21 protein-coding genes are annotated in these 16,275 nt (G+C 61.7%); 17 read left to right on the forward strand and 4 right to left on the reverse strand.

Annotation, left to right across the window (positions count from 1 at the left end; translation table 11 throughout):
* Positions 1-8: 8 nt before the first annotated feature.
* Positions 9-404: a hypothetical protein gene (locus ACP7EW_RS13825; protein WP_095015295.1), complete on the forward strand. Its 396-nt coding sequence runs from the start codon at positions 9-11 to the stop codon at positions 402-404.
* Between the two features lie 91 nt (positions 405-495).
* On the opposite strand, the gene ACP7EW_RS13830 is transcribed toward ACP7EW_RS13825, so the two are convergent.
* From ACP7EW_RS13830 to ACP7EW_RS13840, 3 genes are all read right to left on the reverse strand, one after another.
* Positions 496-1,299 (reverse strand): ATP-binding protein, encoded by an 804-nt coding sequence (locus tag ACP7EW_RS13830; protein WP_426217642.1) that lies wholly within the window; start codon positions 1,297-1,299, stop codon positions 496-498.
* A gap of 12 nt (positions 1,300-1,311) precedes the next feature.
* Complete coding sequence (locus ACP7EW_RS13835) at positions 1,312-1,692, reverse strand: ATP-binding protein (protein ID WP_426217644.1); 381 nt, start codon at positions 1,690-1,692, stop codon at positions 1,312-1,314.
* A 240-nt stretch (positions 1,693-1,932) separates the two neighbouring features.
* Positions 1,933-2,178, reverse strand: coding sequence for a DUF6124 family protein (locus tag ACP7EW_RS13840; RefSeq protein ID WP_426218066.1), 246 nt, complete (start codon positions 2,176-2,178; stop codon positions 1,933-1,935).
* Positions 2,179-2,342: 164 nt separating this feature from the next.
* Here ACP7EW_RS13840 and phnC point away from each other — a divergent pair, with 164 nt between their 5' ends.
* The 13 genes from phnC to phnP all read left to right on the forward strand — a co-directional run bounded on the left by phnC (position 2,343) and on the right by phnP (position 12,733).
* The gene (gene phnC, locus ACP7EW_RS13845; protein ID WP_426217646.1) at positions 2,343-3,176 is read left to right on the forward strand and encodes a phosphonate ABC transporter ATP-binding protein; all 834 of its coding nucleotides are present in this window, start codon (positions 2,343-2,345) and stop codon (positions 3,174-3,176) included.
* Between the two features lie 32 nt (positions 3,177-3,208).
* The gene (phnD, locus tag ACP7EW_RS13850) at positions 3,209-4,210 is read left to right on the forward strand and encodes a phosphonate ABC transporter substrate-binding protein (protein ID WP_426217648.1); all 1,002 of its coding nucleotides are present in this window, start codon (positions 3,209-3,211) and stop codon (positions 4,208-4,210) included.
* A gap of 113 nt (positions 4,211-4,323) precedes the next feature.
* Positions 4,324-5,106, forward strand: a complete 783-nt coding sequence (gene phnE / locus ACP7EW_RS13855) for a phosphonate ABC transporter, permease protein PhnE (protein ID WP_016978496.1) — start codon at positions 4,324-4,326, stop codon at positions 5,104-5,106.
* A gap of 36 nt (positions 5,107-5,142) precedes the next feature.
* Entirely contained in the window at positions 5,143-5,847 is a 705-nt protein-coding gene (phnF, locus tag ACP7EW_RS13860; protein ID WP_426217651.1) for a phosphonate metabolism transcriptional regulator PhnF, read from the forward strand.
* 11 nt (positions 5,848-5,858) lie between these two features.
* Positions 5,859-6,296 (forward strand): phosphonate C-P lyase system protein PhnG, encoded by a 438-nt coding sequence (gene phnG, locus ACP7EW_RS13865; RefSeq protein WP_426217653.1) that lies wholly within the window; start codon positions 5,859-5,861, stop codon positions 6,294-6,296.
* A complete protein-coding gene (gene phnH / locus ACP7EW_RS13870) occupies positions 6,296-6,886 on the forward strand; it encodes a phosphonate C-P lyase system protein PhnH (RefSeq protein WP_426217655.1) in 591 nt (196 codons plus the stop codon). Before phnG ends, phnH begins: the two co-directional genes overlap by 1 nt.
* Positions 6,886-7,962, forward strand: a complete 1,077-nt coding sequence (locus tag ACP7EW_RS13875; protein WP_426217657.1) for a carbon-phosphorus lyase complex subunit PhnI — start codon at positions 6,886-6,888, stop codon at positions 7,960-7,962. Before phnH ends, ACP7EW_RS13875 begins: the two co-directional genes overlap by 1 nt.
* Positions 7,955-8,797 (forward strand): alpha-D-ribose 1-methylphosphonate 5-phosphate C-P-lyase PhnJ, encoded by an 843-nt coding sequence (locus tag ACP7EW_RS13880; RefSeq protein ID WP_426217659.1) that lies wholly within the window; start codon positions 7,955-7,957, stop codon positions 8,795-8,797. The genes ACP7EW_RS13875 and ACP7EW_RS13880 overlap by 8 nt, the downstream gene beginning before the upstream one ends.
* Entirely contained in the window at positions 8,758-9,567 is an 810-nt protein-coding gene (gene phnK, locus ACP7EW_RS13885) for a phosphonate C-P lyase system protein PhnK (RefSeq protein WP_177060121.1), read from the forward strand. The genes ACP7EW_RS13880 and phnK overlap by 40 nt, the downstream gene beginning before the upstream one ends.
* Positions 9,564-10,286, forward strand: coding sequence for a phosphonate C-P lyase system protein PhnL (phnL, locus tag ACP7EW_RS13890; protein WP_426217661.1), 723 nt, complete (start codon positions 9,564-9,566; stop codon positions 10,284-10,286). Before phnK ends, phnL begins: the two co-directional genes overlap by 4 nt.
* Positions 10,276-11,421, forward strand: coding sequence for an alpha-D-ribose 1-methylphosphonate 5-triphosphate diphosphatase (locus ACP7EW_RS13895; RefSeq protein WP_426217663.1), 1,146 nt, complete (start codon positions 10,276-10,278; stop codon positions 11,419-11,421). Before phnL ends, ACP7EW_RS13895 begins: the two co-directional genes overlap by 11 nt.
* Positions 11,421-11,993 carry a phosphonate metabolism protein/1,5-bisphosphokinase (PRPP-forming) PhnN gene (gene phnN, locus ACP7EW_RS13900; RefSeq protein WP_033897610.1) on the forward strand — a complete coding sequence of 191 codons (573 nt, stop codon included), beginning with the start codon at positions 11,421-11,423 and terminating at the stop codon, positions 11,991-11,993. The genes ACP7EW_RS13895 and phnN overlap by 1 nt, the downstream gene beginning before the upstream one ends.
* Positions 11,984-12,733, forward strand: coding sequence for a phosphonate metabolism protein PhnP (phnP, locus tag ACP7EW_RS13905; RefSeq protein WP_426217666.1), 750 nt, complete (start codon positions 11,984-11,986; stop codon positions 12,731-12,733). The genes phnN and phnP overlap by 10 nt, the downstream gene beginning before the upstream one ends.
* A 22-nt stretch (positions 12,734-12,755) precedes the next feature.
* On the opposite strand, the gene ACP7EW_RS13910 is transcribed toward phnP, so the two are convergent.
* Positions 12,756-13,637 (reverse strand): LysR family transcriptional regulator, encoded by an 882-nt coding sequence (locus tag ACP7EW_RS13910; protein ID WP_177113160.1) that lies wholly within the window; start codon positions 13,635-13,637, stop codon positions 12,756-12,758.
* 191 nt (positions 13,638-13,828) lie between these two features.
* Here ACP7EW_RS13910 and ACP7EW_RS13915 point away from each other — a divergent pair, with 191 nt between their 5' ends.
* The 3 genes from ACP7EW_RS13915 to ACP7EW_RS13925 all read left to right on the forward strand — a co-directional run bounded on the left by ACP7EW_RS13915 (position 13,829) and on the right by ACP7EW_RS13925 (position 16,271).
* Complete coding sequence (locus tag ACP7EW_RS13915) at positions 13,829-14,017, forward strand: type II toxin-antitoxin system HicA family toxin (protein WP_016978508.1); 189 nt, start codon at positions 13,829-13,831, stop codon at positions 14,015-14,017.
* An 11-nt stretch (positions 14,018-14,028) separates the two neighbouring features.
* Positions 14,029-14,433, forward strand: coding sequence for a type II toxin-antitoxin system HicB family antitoxin (locus tag ACP7EW_RS13920; RefSeq protein WP_426217669.1), 405 nt, complete (start codon positions 14,029-14,031; stop codon positions 14,431-14,433).
* A gap of 305 nt (positions 14,434-14,738) precedes the next feature.
* On the forward strand, positions 14,739-16,271 hold the full coding sequence (locus ACP7EW_RS13925; protein ID WP_426217671.1) for a M10 family metallopeptidase C-terminal domain-containing protein: 1,533 nt from the start codon (positions 14,739-14,741) through the stop codon (positions 16,269-16,271).
* Positions 16,272-16,275 lie beyond the last annotated feature (4 nt).

The raw sequence follows: 16,275 nt of genomic DNA on the forward strand, positions 1-16,275 counted from the left end.
AAACGCCCATGACCGCATTTGCACGCATCACCTTGCTCAGCCTGGTACTCGGCCTGAGCGCTTGTGCGGTCCACCGCCCACCTCCCGCGCCGACCGGCCCGACCATCCCACCGTCAGGCCCGTCGACCCAGCCAAGCACCAAACCCTCGGGCCCTGTGACGCCAGCGCCGAAGCCAGTGCCCACCAAATCCGCGACCTTCGCCCCACCCCCGGGCGCCGTGAGCCACTGGGACGGCAAGATGCAGGTGTATGTGCTGGACGAACAGCCCGACACCTTCTACCGCCAGCGCACGTATTACCGCTGGAGCAACGGCTGGAGCCGTTCGATCAGCCCGAACGGGCCGTGGGAAGAGACCGACGTGCAAGGCGTGCCGCCGGGGTTGAGCAAGCAGTACGCGCAATGAAAAAAGGCGACCTTCGGGTCGCCTTTTTCATGCCTGTGAAACACGCTCTCCAATCTCAAAGATCATCTGTGGGAGCGTTGCTCAGTGTTAGTCAGTTAGGCATATCCGACTCATCTCCCGGCATGATTCGTTTCATAAACTCATCGAAAAGAGGAACTGTAAATGCCGTGTCCCCGTGATTCGGGCTCCAGATCATTCCTTTCGCAATCAGGCTATTGCGGATGGGCCCCAGCGCCTGAACCCGGCGACCCAGTCGATCAGCAATATCTCCGGATCGATGCGGTCCGGGTCCGAGCTCTGCCATTGCTCGTAGGTACTTCTTCTCCGCAGGAGTGAGACGATCAAAGCGTACCCGAAAGAAGCTCTCATCGAGCGCCGCTACGGCCTCGCCGGAGGCGAGTTCCACGTTGGTAATCGTGATAGGGCTTTCCCCCGCGACATCCCATGCGTGATTGCCCCACTCTTGGAGGAAATACGGATAACCCCGGGTTCTGCTGACGATGATTTCAACAGCTTCAGGATCGTATGCCACGCCTTCGTCTTCAGCTGGTTTGACGATGGCGAGTGTTGCCTCAGCCTCAGATAGAGGCCCGATTTCCGGGTAGTCAAACAACCTTTCGGCATATGATTTTGCGTTGCCCGCTCGACCTCGCAGCTGAGGAAGACCCGCTCCCACTACGGTGACAGGCAGGCGTGACTGGGCGCAGCGGTGCAAAGCAGAGATGAGTGCAGAGAATTGCGACTCTTCGACGTATTGCATTTCGTCGATAAAAATCACCAGTGCGGAGCCAACTGACTTGGCTGCCAGGCCTGCTTGCTCAAGCAGTGCGGAAAGATCAGCCTCCAGATCGCCGTTATCCGCTAGACCCGCCTCAGGTTCGAGATCCAGTCCCACCTCAATATCGGCCTAGATAACTTTCAGTGAGCCGGCAAAGCCTGCCAGCGCGCGCAAGCCACGGCGGGCCAGATCCTTTGCCGCGTCCAGGCGGCTCAGTCGGAGAAGGGCCAAACGCAACTGCGGGGCGAGTAAAGCCGGAAGGGATCGATTCTCCGGGGCTTCAATACGTATGGTATGTACACCTTCACCTTCTGCATCCAGACGCATCTGATCCAGTAATACGGTTTTTCCAACCCCTCGGGGTCCGACCATCAACACGCTTTTTGCCGGACGACCTGTTCGCAAGCGGGCTATACCTATCCGCACACGCTCTCGTAGCTCACCTCTTCCTGCAAGCTCGGGCGGTGGTGTGCCTGCTCCGGGGGAGTAGGGATTCGTAATAGGGTTCATGGATATACCGAAGTTATCAATGTTATGCGATTTTCATAAACTAGCTAAACTCCCTACATATCTTAAGCTTTAGCCTACGTCGCGCATAGATATTGAGCGCTTCAAACAGATTGAAGCAGAGGCTGTCTCCACTGCCATCAAAACCTTGCATCAAACCTTAACCAAACATTTTTCTGTCCAGAATGCGCCGGCCATGCTGATCGCGCCCAGGCTCTAAGTGGGAGCGGTCAACGAAATGCATCAGTTCACGGGGCACTCCCGCTCCAGCGCCGTATTCACCCACAACTGAGCAATCTCAATCATCTGCACCACCGCCAACACCTGCTTGCGGCCCGAGCCATCCAAGTGTTCGGCACAGTCGTACGCACTTACAGTTGCCGATTCCAGCGAGCAGCGATTGCGAGACGCTAACGGTGCGTTATAGCAACCGCAACCGAAAGGGAAGGTAGGAAAAATCGCATATGTTGTGGCAAGCCTGCTCGCCACAGGGTTGATCCGAGTTTCAGCCAAGTCCAACCTTTCACAAAACCTTCATCCAACCGACCCCCTCCAGTCATGTGCAAGTAATAGCACTGACACCTCCCGCGCCTACTGTCGTTTGAACTCAATCGCAGCCATCCCCTGGCTGTTCAAACAAGACAGAGAAGCCCATGAATCACGCTATCCATGTCGATCACTTGAACAAGACCTTTGCGAAGAAATCCGCGTTGGTCGACCTCGAACTCACCATTGCCCCAGGTGAGATGGTCGCGCTGATTGGCGCTTCCGGTTCTGGCAAGTCCACCTTGTTGCGCCACTTGGCGGGGCTGGCCTGTTGCGACAAGAGCAACGGCGGCAGCGTCAAGGTGCTGGGCCGGGAAGTGCAGGCCAGTGGGCGCTTGAATGGCAAGGTGCGGCGGCTGCGCGCAGACATCGGCTACATCTTCCAGCAGTTCAACCTGGTCAACCGCCTGAGCGTGCTCGACAACGTGCTGCTCGGTTGCCTGGGCCGCATGCCGCGCTGGCGCGGCAACCTCGGCTTGTTCAATGCTGAAGAGAAGGCGTTTGCCCTGGAGTCCCTGGCGCGCGTTGGCCTGGCCGATTTGGCCGCGCAACGGGCTTCGACCTTGTCCGGGGGCCAGCAGCAGCGCGTGGCGATTGCCCGTGCATTGACCCAGCGCGCCGAGGTGATCCTGGCCGATGAGCCTATCGCTTCGCTGGACCCGGAGTCGGCACGCAAGGTCATGGAGATCCTCGCCGACATCAACCGCCGCGACGGCAAGACCGTGGTGGTGACCCTGCATCAAGTCGATTACGCCATGCGTTATTGCCCGCGTGCCGTGGCCCTCAAAGGTGGCCGTATTTATTTCGACGGCCAGGGCAGCGAGATGAGCAGCCACTTCCTCAATGATTTGTACGGTGCCGACGTCGACACCAGCCTGATGTTTTCCGACCAGTCCCGCCAAACCTCCATCACCCCTCGGCTGGCCCTGGCGCGCGCTTGAAACCCTACTCACGAGCCACAGGAATCCTTTCCATGTTGAACCGTATCGGTCACGTTTTTCTGTCCGCGGTGTTGCTGGCCAGTGTGGCGTTGGGCAATGCCCATGCCGCCGACAAGGCGATCAACTTCGGCATCATGTCCACCGAATCCTCGCAGAACCTCAAGAGCATCTGGCAGCCGTTCCTGGATGACATGCACAAGAAGACCGGCCTGACCATCAACGCCACCTTCGCCTCCGACTACGCCGGCCTGATCCAGGGCATGCGCTTCAACAAGGTCGACGTGGCCTGGCTCGGCAACAAGGCCGCGATGGAAGCGGTGGACCGCTCCAACGGCGAGATCTTCGCCCAGACCGCCGCCGCCAACGGTGCCGCGGGTTACTGGAGCGTGCTGATCGTGCGCAAGGACAGCCCGATCAACAACGTTGAAGACATGCTCAAGAACGCCAAGAACCTGACCTTTGGCAACGGTGACCCGAACTCCACCTCGGGCTACCTGGTGCCGGGTTACTACGTATTTGCCAAGAACCATGTGGACGCCGCCACCGCGTTCAAGCGCACGTTGAACTCCAGCCATGAAGTCAACGCGCTGAGCGTTGCCAAAGGGCAGTTGGACGTCGCCACCTTCAACACCGAAAGCTGGGAGCGCCTGGAAGTCACCCAGCCGGACAAGGCCGCCATGCTCAAGGTGATCTGGAAATCGCCGCTGATCCCGGCCGACCCGATGGTGTGGAGCAAGGCCCTGAGCGACAGCGAGAAAACCAAGATCCGCGACTTCTTCGCCCACTACGGTGACACCGATGAGGAGAAGGCCGTGCTGAAGAACATGCAACTGGGCAAGTTCCTCGCCTCCAGCGACGACCAACTGTTGCCGATCCGTCAGCTGGAGCTGTTCAAGCAGCGCACCACGATCAGTGCGGACGACAAGCTTGAGGCCGCCGACAAGGCCAAGAAACTCGCCGATATCGATGCTGACTTGGCGAAATTGCAGCAGCGCATCTCCGAGCTCGACAAAAAAACCGCAGCCAACGGCTAACTCCCCTGTGGGAGCTGGCTTGCCTGCGATAGCGGTGTATCAGCTAGCACATTTGTGACTGACAGACCGCCATCGCAGGCAAGCCAGCTCCCACATTTAGATCGAGGACAACCATGACAACCTTGCACGCTGAAGCCGTCGGTAAACGCACCTGGCCGCAATACCTCGGCTGGGGCCTGTTCCTGGTCCTGCTGGCCTGGGCCTGGCACGGCGCCGAGATGAACCCGCTGGCGCTGTACCGTGACTCCGGAAACATGGCGACCTTCGCGGCCGACTTCTTCCCGCCGGACTTCCACGAGTGGCGCTCCTACCTCAAGGAGATGATCGTCACCGTGCAAATCGCCCTCTGGGGCACGGTGTTGGCCATCGTCTGCTCGGTGCCGCTGGGCATTCTCTGCGCCGACAACATCACCCCTTGGTGGATCCACCAACCGCTGCGCCGGGTGATGGACGCCTTCCGTTCCATCAATGAAATGGTGTTCGCCATGCTGTTCGTGGTCGCCGTCGGCCTCGGTCCTTTTGCTGGCGTTTTGGCCCTGTGGATCAGCACCACCGGCGTCCTCGCCAAGCTGTTTGCCGAAGCCGTCGAAGCCATCGACCCAGGCCCGGTGGAAGGCGTGCGTGCGACTGGCGCGAGTGCCTTGCAGGAAGTGATCTACGGCGTGATCCCCCAGGTGATGCCGCTGTGGGTGAGCTACGCGCTGTACCGCTTCGAAGCCAATGTGCGCTCGGCCACGGTGGTCGGCATGGTCGGCGCGGGCGGGATCGGCGTGATCCTCTGGGAAAACATCCGCGCCTTTCAGTTTGTACAAACCTGCGCGGTGCTGCTGGTGATCATCGTGGTGGTGAGTTTGATCGACGTGTTGTCCCAACGCCTGCGCAAGCAGTTCATCTGACGTCGGAGGGGTGCCCGCGCGGCGCTTTTTTTAAGCATGCAGTTGTCTAGACAAGATGAGCCGGTGTACCGCGAACTCGCGGATATCCTGCGCCGTGAATTGAGCAGCTACAGCGCCGGCGACTTCCTGCCCGGCGAGGTGCACATGGCCGAGCGTTTTGGCGTCAACCGCCACACGCTGCGCCGCGCCATCGACGAGCTGGTATTCGAAGGCAGCCTGTTGCGCCGCCAGGGCAAGGGCACCCAGGTACTTGATCGCCCGTTGATCTACCCGATGGGCGCCGAGACCTCCTACAGCCAGTCGCTGTCGGCCCAAGGCGTGGGCGTGGAAGCGGTGCTGCTCAAGCGCCGTTACTGCTACGCCAGCCGCGATGAGGCGCAGCACCTGGGCATTGCCGAAATGGCGCCGATGATCGAGCTGCAGACCCTGCGCAAGCTCGACCACCAGCCCGTCAGCCTGATTCGCCATCGCTATTGCGCCAGCCGAGCGCTGCTGCTGGCCGACTACACCGGCGGTTCGCTGCGTCAGTACCTGCGCGAACGCGACCTGCCGCTGACGCGCACCCAAAGCCTGATCGGTGCGCGTTTGCCCAACCGTGATGAAGCCGCGCTGCTGATGATGCCTCGGCACTTGCCGGCCCTCACCGTATTCACCCTTTCCCGCGATCGCGACGGCCGCCCGGTGGAGCTGGCGCAGTCCACCAGCCGTTCGGATCGCTTCCAGTACCAAGTGGTGACCTGATGGAGACCCTGATGAATCTGTCCCCGCGTCAGCATTGGATTGGTGTGCTCGCCCGCGCCCAACTCAGTGAACTGCAACCTCACGAAGCCGCGTTGAAAGACGCGGAATACCAACTGATCCGCGCCCCGGAAATCGGCATGACCCTGGTGCGCGGCCGCATGGGCGGCAATGGCGCGCCCTTCAACGTCGGCGAAATGAGCGTGACCCGCTGCGTGGTGCGCCTGGCCGATGGTCGCACCGGCTACAGCTACCTGGCCGGGCGCGACAAGGCCCATGCCGAGTTGGCGGCCCTGGCCGATGCCCACTTGCAAGGCACGCAGCCAAGTCTTTGGCTCAGCGATTTGATCACCGCGCTGGCCAATACACAGACCGCTCGACGCGCGCAAAAAGAAGCCGACACCGCCGCGACCAAGGTCGAGTTCTTCACGTTGGTTCGAGGAGAAAACTGATGAATGCGCAACTGTTGCAACCGGCGTTTGTCGACCCGGTCCTGGACGCCCAGCGCGGTTTTCGTGCCGCCCTCAAAGCCTTGGCCGAGCCCGGTTTGATCCAGCACCTGCCCTGCGCGCCGCGCCTCGATGGCCTGGCGCCCGCCACCTATGCCCTGTGCCTGGCGATGCTGGATGGGGACACGCCGCTGTGGCTGGCGCCGAGCTTCGACACGCCGCTGATCCGCGCCAACCTGGCGTTCCACTGTGGTTGCCCGTTGACGGCGAACCGTGAAGACGCGGTGTTCGCCTTGCTCGGTGAGCAAGACCTGCTCGACCTCAGTGGTTTCAACCACGGCAATGACCGTTATCCCGACCAATCCTGCACCCTGCTTGTGCAGCTCACCGACCTGGAATCCGGTCGCGGCCTGCTCTGGCGCGGTCCGGGCATCAAGGCCCAGCGCCAGGTGCAGGTGCCCGTGCCGCAAACCTTCTGGCTGGAGCGCCAGCGTCGCGAAGCCTTCCCCCGTGGCCTGGACGTGTTGTTTGCCGCCGGCCATCACCTGATCGGCCTGCCGCGCAGCAGCCGTGTCGCAGAGGAGCGTGCCTGATGTACGTAGCCGTCAAGGGTGGCGAACAGGCCATCGACAATGCCCACCGCCTGCTGGCGAAAAAACGCCGGGGCGATACCGCGATTCCTGAACTGAGCGTGAGGCAAATCCGCGAGCAACTGCCCCTGGCCGTGGCGCGGGTGATGACCGAAGGTTCGCTGTTCGACGAAGAACTCGCCGCGCTGGCGATCAAGCAAGCGGCGGGGGACCTGGTGGAAGCGATCTTCCTGTTGCGCGCCTACCGCACCACGTTGCCGCGCTTCAGCCCGAGCTTGCCGATCGACACTGCGCAGATGTCGTTGAGCCGACGCCTGTCGGCCACATTCAAGGATGTGCCCGGCGGCCAGTTCCTCGGCCCGACGTTCGATTACACCCACCGCCTGCTGGATTTCTCGCTGCTGGCCGAAGGTGAATACCCCGGCCCGCAGACCACGCCGGATGCGCGCATCGAGGCCTGCCCACGGGTGCTCGGCCTGCTCGCCAAAGAAGGCCTGATCAAGACTGAAACCGACGACAACGCCAGCGTCGCCGACATCACCCGCGACCCACTGGAATACCCGGCCAGCCGTGCCGAGCGCCTGCAAGCGCTGGCCCGTGGCGATGAAGGTTTCCTGTTGGCGCTGGGCTACTCGACCCAGCGTGGCTACGGCCGCAACCACCCCTTTGCCGGCGAGATTCGCATCGGCGACGTCGAGGTGTGGATCGACCCGCCAGAGCTGGGCTTTCCCATCTGCCTGGGCAGCATCGAAGTCACCGAGTGCGAGATGGTCAACCAGTTCGTCGGCTCGGCCACTGAACTGGCGCAGTTCACTCGCGGCTACGGGTTGGCGTTCGGGCATGCCGAGCGCAAGGCCATGGGCATGGCGCTGGTGGACCGTTCGCTGCGCGCGGGGGAATACAACGAAGAGATCGTCTCGCCGGCCCAGCGTGAAGAATTCGTACTGGCCCACTGCGACAACGTCGAGGCGGCCGGTTTTGTCTCGCACCTCAAATTACCGCACTACGTGGACTTCCAGTCCGAACTGGAGCTGATCCGCAAACTGCGCCAACCGGCCGAGGGCCCGAGCCATGAATGACGCCGCCTACAACTTCGCCTACCTCGACGAACAGACCAAACGCATGATTCGCCGCGCCTTGCTCAAGGCCGTGGCGATCCCCGGTTATCAAGTGCCGTTCGGTGGCCGCGAAATGCCGTTGCCTTACGGCTGGGGCACCGGCGGCATGCAATTGACCGCTGCGATCCTCGGCGCGGAGGACGTGCTCAAAGTCATCGACCAGGGCGCCGACGACACCACCAACGCCGTGTCGATCCGGCGCTTTTTTGCGCGCACCGCAGGCGTTGCCACCACCGAAGCCACGCCGGATGCGACGGTGATCCAGACCCGCCACCGCATCCCGGAAACTCCGCTGCAGGCCGATCAGATCATGGTCTACCAGGTGCCGATTCCCGAGCCGCTGCGCTTTATCGAACCGTCGGAAACCGAGACCCGCACCATGCACGCCCTGAATGATTACGGGGTGATGCACGTGAAGCTCTACGAAGACATCGCCACCTTCGGCCATATCGCCACCAGCTACGCCTACCCGGTGATGGTCGACGAGCGCTACGTGATGGACCCGTCGCCGATCCCCAAATTCGACAACCCGAAACTCGACATGAGCCCGGCGCTGATGCTGTTCGGTGCCGGTCGCGAGAAGCGCCTGTACGCGGTGCCGCCCTACACCCAGGTCACCAGCCTCGACTTTGAAGACCACCCCTTCGACGTGCAGAAGTGGGAACACAACTGCGCCATCTGCGGCAGCCATGAATCGTTTCTCGATGAGCTGATTCTGGACGATGCGGGCACCCAGAGTTTTGTCTGTTCCGACACCTGGTATTGCGCGCAACGCGTCAAGGAGAACAACCAGTGAGCCAGCCGTTATTGCAAGTGCGTGACCTGTCCCTTTTGTACGGCCCGGAGAAGGGCTGCCAAGGCGTGAGTTTCGATCTTTACCCCGGTGAAGTGTTGGGCATCGTTGGCGAGTCCGGCTCGGGTAAATCCACCTTGCTCTCGCTGTTGAGCGGGCGCCTGCCGCCGCAAGCGGGCAGCATCGGGTATCGCAGCAAGGACGGCGAATGGCTGGATTTGTACAGCGCCAGCGAAGCCGAGCGCCGCACCTTGCTGCGTACCGAGTGGGGCTTTGTCGAACAGAACCCCCGCGACGGTTTGCGCATGGGGGTGTCAGCCGGCGCCAACATCGGCGAACGCCTGATGGCCCAGGGCGTGCGCAATTACGCGCAACTGCGCGGTGCCGGTCTCGATTGGTTGAGCCAGGTGGAAATCGACCCGCAACGCATCGATGACCTGCCGCGCACCTTCTCCGGCGGCATGCAGCAGCGCCTGCAAATCGCCCGCAATCTCGTCTCCAGCCCACGGCTTGTATTCATGGACGAACCCACCGGCGGTCTCGATGTGTCGGTGCAAGCGCGCCTGCTCGACCTGCTGCGCGGCTTGGTGCGTGAGCTGGATCTGGCGGTGGTGATCGTCACCCACGACCTGGCTGTCGCGCGCCTGTTGGCCGACCGCCTGATGGTGATGCGTCGCTCCCGTGTGGTGGAAACCGGGCTCACCGACCAGATCCTCGACGATCCACAGCACCCTTACTCTCAACTGCTGGTGTCTTCGGTATTGCAGCCATGACAAATGCCTTGATCGAGGTCCGTGACCTCTCGAAAACCTTCACTTTGCATCAGCAACATGGCGTGGTGCTCAACGTGCTGCGCGGCGTCGAGTTCAGTGTGCAGGGCGGTGAATGCCTGGTGCTGCACGGCCAGTCCGGCGCCGGTAAAAGCACCTTGTTGCGTACCCTCTACGGCAACTATCTGCCGGCGGGCGGCAGTATTCGTGTGCAGCATGGGGGCGCGTGGCTGGAGCTGGTCGGCGCCGAGCCACGTGACATCTTGCAGGTGCGTCAGCAAACCCTCGGCTACGTCAGCCAATTCCTGCGGGTCATCCCCCGCGTGGCGTGCCTGGACGTGGTGATGGAGCCGGCGTTGGCCCGTGGCTGGTCCAAGGCCAATGCGCAGTCGCGTGCCGAACACCTGCTGACCCGCCTGAATATCCCGCAACGCCTGTGGCAGCTGGCGCCCGGCACCTTCTCCGGGGGCGAGCAACAGCGCGTCAACATCGCCCGCGGCTTCATGGTGGACTGGCCGGTGATGCTGCTGGATGAGCCCACCGCGTCCCTGGACGACAACAACCGCCAGGTGGTGCTGGAGCTGATGAACGAAGCCAAGGCCGCCGGCGCAGCGCTGATCGGCATCTTCCATGACCGCGCCGCCCGTGAAGCGGTTGCCGACCGCCATTTCGACATGACCCCCACGCCTGTTGCCCAAGAGGAATACGCCCATGCCCGCTGAACAGATCCTCAGTAATGCCAAGATTGTCACGGCTGATCGCATGTTCCTGGGCTCGGTGGTGCTGCGCGACGGCAAGATCGTCGACCTCGCTGAAGGGCGCAGCCAGTTGCCCCAGGCCCAGGACCTGGGCGGCGATTTCCTCTTGCCTGGTCTGGTGGAGCTGCACACCGACAACCTGGAAAAACACATGACCCCGCGCCCCGGCGTGGACTGGCCGTCGACCTCCGCCGTGCTCAGCCACGATGCGCAGATCATCGCGGCGGGCATCACCACGGTGTTCGACGCGGTGTCTATCGGCGACGTGAACCCCAAGGGCAACCGCATGAAAAAGCTGCCGGCGATGCTCGACGCCATCGCCCAGGCGGAAGGTGCCGGCCTGACGCGCGCCGAGCACCACCTGCACCTGCGCTGCGAGCTGTGCCACCCGGACACCCTCAGCGTGTTCCGCGACCTGGTGGAAAACCCGTTGGTGCAACTGGTGTCGGTGATGGACCATTCGCCGGGCCAGCGCCAGTTCGTGCTCGAATCCAAGTACCGTGAGTACTACATGGGCAAGTACCACCTGAACGACGAAACCATGGACGCGTTCATCGTGCTGCAAAAGGCCAATTCCCTGGCGTACAGCGACCGTTATCGCGCCGCCATCGTCGAGCATTGCCTGGCGCGCGGCCTGTCCGTCGCCAGCCACGACGATGCGACATTGGCCCACGTGCAAGAGTCGGCGCGCTACGGCATGACCATCGCGGAATTTCCCACCACACTGGAAGCGGCGAAGGGCTGCCACGCGCTGGACATGAAAGTATTGATGGGCGCTCCGAACGTGGTGCGCGGTGGGTCGCACTCGGGTAATGTGGCCGCCGCCGGCCTGGCGGCCGAGGGATTGCTGGATATACTTTCCAGCGACTATTACCCGGCCAGCCTGTTGCAGGCGGCCTTTGTGCTGGCCGACCAGCAGGACGGCGGCGACCTGTCGCGAACGGTCAAGATGATCAGCCTGGCGCCGGCAAAAGCCGCGGGCCTGAGCGATCGCGGCGAAATCGCCATTGGCCTGCGCGCGGACCTGGTCCAGGCCCGCAGCCGCGAAGGGCTGCCGGTGGTGCAACAAGTATGGCGACAAGCGAAGAGGGTGTTTTGATGGCAGGCAGGTTGATCTATCTCATCGGGCCGTCCGGCTCGGGCAAGGACAGCCTGCTGGATGCTGCACGGCCACGCCTGGCCGAGCGCGGTTGCCGCATCGTGCGCCGTGTTATCACCCGCTCGGCGGAAGCGGTGGGCGAGGCCGCGCAAGGGGTCAGCCCGGAGCAGTTCGCCGCGCTGCAGGCCGAGGGCGCCTTTGCCCTCAGCTGGCAGGCGAACGGTTTGTCCTATGGCATTCCCAAGGAGATCGACGCGTGGCTGGCGGCGGGTGACGACGTGCTGGTCAACGGCTCCCGCGCGCACTTGGCACAGACCCGCGCGCGTTATCCGACGTCGCTGGTGTTGCTGTTGACGGTGGACCAGGCGGTGTTGCGCCAGCGTTTGATCGCACGCGGGCGTGAGGCCTTGGCGGATATCGAGGAGCGCCTGGCACGCAATACGCGGTTCACCGCTGAGTTGATCGCGGGGCATGGGGCGGGGTTGTTCGTGCTGGACAACTCCGGGCCGCTGGAACATACGGTCGAGCGCCTGCTGTGCTGCCTCGACCACGGGCACTCGGCATGCGCCTGACGCTGCTCGGCACCGGTGACGCGCGGCAAGTCCCGGTGTACGGCTGCGAATGCCCCGCGTGCGGTCTGGCGCGCAGCGACGCAAGCCTGCGCCGCCGCCCGTGCAGCGCGCTGATCGAATGCGGCGACCAACGCTGGCTGATCGACAGCGGTTTGCCCGACCTCACCGAGCGCTTCCCGCCGCGCAGCTTCAACGGGATTTTCCAGACCCACTATCACGCTGATCATGCCCAGGGTTTGCTGCACCTGCGCTGGGGGCAGGGGCTGGTGATTCCGGTGCACGGCCCGGCGGATCCGGAGGGCTTGTCCGATCTGTACAAGCATCCGGGCATTCTCGATTTCAGCCAGCCTTTTGCCGAGTTTGAAACACGCCAATTTGGCGAGTTGAGCGTCACGGCGTTGCCGTTGCAGCATTCCAAACTGACCCTGGGTTACCTGCTGGAAGGCGAGGGGCGGCGCATCGCCTACCTCACCGACACGGTCGGCCTCCCGCCGGCAACATTAGCCTGGCTGCAACGCGAACCCCTGGACGTGCTGGTACTGGATTGCTCCATGCCGCCGCAGCCGCAAGCGCCGCGCAATCACAATGACCTGACGCTGGCGTTGCAGAGCATTGAGGAAACTGGCGCGCAACAGGGGGTGTTGACCCATGTGGGGCATACGTTGGATGCGTGGTTGCTGGAGCATCGGCGTGAGTTGCCACGGCATGTCACGGTCGGCTGGGATGGCCGGATTATCTGAACGCCTACGGTTGCACAGAACGCTACTTCCTCAATAACCCTTCAACGTATTCGATAAATGCCTTGGCCTTGGCACTCGGCATTCGCCCCGTCGGCAATACCGCCCACAGGTCCTTTGGCGGGAGTTCCCAATCGGTCAATACGGGCTTCACCTCACCCCTGGCCAATTCCGGCGAGAACATCCATTCGGACGTCATCGCCAGGCCGTGGTGGGCGAGCACACCTGCGCGCAAACCTTCGGAAGAGGTGACGCGCAAGCGTCCTTGAGCGGCGATGGTGTGTTCGTGAAGGCCTTGTTTGAAGGGCCAGAGCGGGCTTTCCCCGAGGCTGTAGATCACGGCCTGGTGGTTGAGGATATCCGCCGGGCTCTGTGGCTCGCCGAAACGTTCGAAGTAGGCCGGCGTACCGAATACCCTGCACGGACTTTGGCCAAGCCGGCGAGCAGTGAGGCCCGAATCACTCAGGTTGCCGATACGCAGGGCGACGTCGATGCCGTCTTCAACCAGGTTCAGGAGTCGGTCGTCGAGCAAAACGTCGATGTTCAGGCCTGGATGTTGGTCCAGGAAGGGGCCCAGGTTAGGAATGATCCGCATGCGGGAGAACGTCACGCCGGCGCTGACCCGCAGGTTGCCCGTCAATCCGGCGCTGGCGCCACGGGCGGCCTCGTCGGCTGCGTTGGCTTCATCGATAGCCCGCTTGGCCCGTTCGAAGTACACCAGGCCCGCCTCGGTGGGGGTCAGGCCCCGTGTGGAGCGCATCACCAGCCGCACGGCAAGGCGCGCCTCCAGTTGCGCAATGCTCTTGGACACGGCGGGCTGGCCGATGCCCAGGCGTTTGGCGGCTGCGGAGAACGAGCCGGTTTCGACGACGTGGACGAAGGTTTCCATGGCGGTGAGGCGGTCCATCGGTGGCTCCTGTCGGGCTTGGCGGCGTTCAAGCCTAAGGCGATGACCCGGATGTGTCATGCGTTTCCAATGTCGAACGGGTGGGTTTTCAATATCCAGTAAAACAGCCGTCAGTCAGACCTGCGTATTTTGTGCTTGAGTAAAGGTAACTCTAGGGTTATTTTTATTCAGGCCAAGCCAAGGAGGCTCGGGTGCAAAGCAGGTTATTGATCAAGGAACTGCAAGAGGCAGGTTGGGTGCTGGATCGGGTCACGGGCAGTCATCATATTTTTACCCACCGCTATAGCCCCTACACCATCCCTGTGCCGCATCCCAAGAAGGATTTGCCGCTGGGCACCGTCAGAAGCATCAGGAAACGCGCCGGCTTGTTTCAGTTTTAAGGAGAACGTTCATGCAATACCCAATCTGTATCGAATGGGGCGATGACTTCACCGCCACCGGTATTCAGATCCCCGATATCCCAGGTGCGGTCACCGCCGGGGACAGTTTCGAAGAGGCCTATAACGCTGCGGTGGAAATCGCGCACATCATGCTGCAAGAGATTGCCGCAGAAGGCGGCCCGATTCCGATGCCGACGTCGGTAGCCAACCATCACGCGCACGAAGACTACGCCGGCATGGGTTGGGGGATGTTGGAGCTGGACATCTCGCCCTACCTGGGCAAGACCGAAAAGGTCAACGTGACGTTGCCTGGTTACGTCATCCAGCGCATCGACCGGTATGTGCGTGAACACAAGGTCAAGAGCCGCTCTTCCTTTCTGGCGGACGCTGCGCTGGAGAAGCTGGTGCGGTCCTGAGGAAGGGTTAAGGGATATGTCCTGACCGTTGGGATAACCGTGTAGTTGAGCGAACAGTGTTGTTTTAGATTTTGTTTTTTTCTTGCCAAAACAACGCGATGCCGTCCGGGTCTTTATGTTGTCGATTGTTTAAATTGCAAAGGCATTCCTGGTGGTATCGCCTCGTGTTTCTGGGCATTCGGGTGTTGTGGTTGGTATTAACTTTACGGTGGTGTCGGATTTTTCAGCGTGCGACTTTCCCTCTGGACCCGTTGGCTAACAATCAGTTGGCCGACTCTCTTTATTGAAACCAAAGGCGTCGCACAATGAATACTTATGACCTGCGCAGTAGGAGTCCTCTGAATAACCTGCCGGTATCGGACCCCGGCCCATTTGGCGTGGGGGCTGGCAACAAGCCCTCATACACAACGGACCAGGCAGCCAGCCAACTCACGCGAGAAAACCTGCGCTTTCATGACCGCAACGGCGATTCGAAAGTCGATGTGAATTACACGGTGGATGGCAGTTTCACCCAGCAGCAGCAACGACGTGTTCGCCAGGCCGTGCAGTCCTGGCAGGATGTGGCCAATATCAACTTTCGCGAGCAGGCGGGCGGGGCGGACGGCACACTCAACATTCGCAACAACCCAGGCAGTGACCGTGGGGTGGCCACCTTCCCTGGCCGTTTCACTACCCAGACAACGGCCACGATTGGCACACGGGGAGAAAGTGGGGCACCGGCATTGGGCAGTCTGGGCAGTCACTTTTCGGTGACGGCTATCCATGAGGTCGGCCACGCCATCGGCCTGCATCATCCGGGGAACTATAACGGGGGCGGTTTCGATTACCAGAACGGCGCGGTCTACGCCGAAGACACCAAAGCGCGTACGGTGATGAGTTATTGGTCGGAGAAAAACCAGAAGGGGCACGATTTCAAGGGGCAGAATCCGTCTGCGCCGATGATGGACGATATCGCTGCAGCCCAACGCCTCTACGGTGCCAATCATGAGACCCGCAAAACCGATACCACCTATGGCTTCAACTCCAATACCGAGCGCGAGGCGATGAGCCTCAAAAGCGCTGCGGACAAACCTGTCTTCTGTGTGTGGGACGGTGGTGGTGTCGACACGATGGATTTCTCCGGGTTTTCCCAGGACCAGAACATCAACCTGAACGCCGAGTCTTTTTCTGATGTGGGCGGGTTGAAGGGCAATGTGTCCATCGCCAAGGGCTGCACGATTGAAAACGCGATTGGCGGCGCAGGGCGAGACAACATCTCGGGAAATGAGGCGGCGAACCGGATCAAGGGCGGCGGGAAGGGCGACTCCTTGAGAGGCGGTGGCGGCGCCGACACCTTTGTCTACGACAAGGCCAGCGATTCCACGCCGACCGACCCGGACATGATCGAGGATTTCACCACCGGCACCGATAAGATCGACGTATCGGGTGCCTTGAAGGAGGCGGGTGTGCGTGCGCTGGTTTTCACTGATCGGTTCAGTGGTCGCGCCGGGGAGGCGGTGATCAAGCATGATCCGAGTACGGGTCTCTCAAGCCTGGCGATTGACCTGAAGGGTACGGGTAAGCCGGACCTGTTGCTCAAGAGCAAGGGCGAAATCAAGCCAACGGATGTGCTGTGGGAGGGACAAGCACCGGAGGTGCAGCCTGCACCTGCTCCCACTCCGGCGCCGCCTCCTCCGGTCCCGACACCCGCTCCCCCTCCTGTGACGGATAAGACGCAGGAGCAAGCTGCCGGCTTGATTCAGATGTTCGCATTCACCCTGCTGGCCTTTTTCTCGCAGTTGCTGAGCCTGCTGACATCGCCTGCCGGCCAAGCATCCGCGGAAAAAAAACAGTCTTGAACCT

The sequence above is a fragment of the Pseudomonas sp. DWRC2-2 genome (genome assembly GCF_049897885.1).
Taxonomy (GTDB): domain Bacteria; phylum Pseudomonadota; class Gammaproteobacteria; order Pseudomonadales; family Pseudomonadaceae; genus Aquipseudomonas; species Aquipseudomonas azotoformans_A.

Bases quoted from the DNA above. Each gene is read 5' to 3' on its own strand.
- ACP7EW_RS13825 (WP_095015295.1), top strand. From the start codon at position 9: ATGACCGCATTTGCACGCATCACCTTGCTCAGCCTGGTACTCGGCCTG.
- phnD (WP_426217648.1), top strand. From the start codon at position 3,209: ATGTTGAACCGTATCGGTCACGTTTTTCTGTCCGCGGTGTTGCTGGCC.
- ACP7EW_RS13880 (WP_426217659.1), top strand. From the start codon at position 7,955: ATGAATGACGCCGCCTACAACTTCGCCTACCTCGACGAACAGACCAAA.
- ACP7EW_RS13835 (WP_426217644.1), bottom strand. From the start codon at position 1,692: ATGAACCCTATTACGAATCCCTACTCCCCCGGAGCAGGCACACCACCG.
- phnC (WP_426217646.1), top strand. From the start codon at position 2,343: ATGAATCACGCTATCCATGTCGATCACTTGAACAAGACCTTTGCGAAG.
- ACP7EW_RS13910 (WP_177113160.1), bottom strand. From the start codon at position 13,637: ATGGACCGCCTCACCGCCATGGAAACCTTCGTCCACGTCGTCGAAACC.
- phnH (WP_426217655.1), top strand. From the start codon at position 6,296: ATGAATGCGCAACTGTTGCAACCGGCGTTTGTCGACCCGGTCCTGGAC.
- phnN (WP_033897610.1), top strand. From the start codon at position 11,421: ATGGCAGGCAGGTTGATCTATCTCATCGGGCCGTCCGGCTCGGGCAAG.
- phnL (WP_426217661.1), top strand. From the start codon at position 9,564: ATGACAAATGCCTTGATCGAGGTCCGTGACCTCTCGAAAACCTTCACT.
- ACP7EW_RS13925 (WP_426217671.1), top strand. From the start codon at position 14,739: ATGAATACTTATGACCTGCGCAGTAGGAGTCCTCTGAATAACCTGCCG.
- phnG (WP_426217653.1), top strand. From the start codon at position 5,859: ATGAATCTGTCCCCGCGTCAGCATTGGATTGGTGTGCTCGCCCGCGCC.
- ACP7EW_RS13895 (WP_426217663.1), top strand. From the start codon at position 10,276: ATGCCCGCTGAACAGATCCTCAGTAATGCCAAGATTGTCACGGCTGAT.
- phnE (WP_016978496.1), top strand. From the start codon at position 4,324: ATGACAACCTTGCACGCTGAAGCCGTCGGTAAACGCACCTGGCCGCAA.
- ACP7EW_RS13875 (WP_426217657.1), top strand. From the start codon at position 6,886: ATGTACGTAGCCGTCAAGGGTGGCGAACAGGCCATCGACAATGCCCAC.
- phnP (WP_426217666.1), top strand. From the start codon at position 11,984: ATGCGCCTGACGCTGCTCGGCACCGGTGACGCGCGGCAAGTCCCGGTG.
- ACP7EW_RS13920 (WP_426217669.1), top strand. From the start codon at position 14,029: ATGCAATACCCAATCTGTATCGAATGGGGCGATGACTTCACCGCCACC.
- phnF (WP_426217651.1), top strand. From the start codon at position 5,143: ATGCAGTTGTCTAGACAAGATGAGCCGGTGTACCGCGAACTCGCGGAT.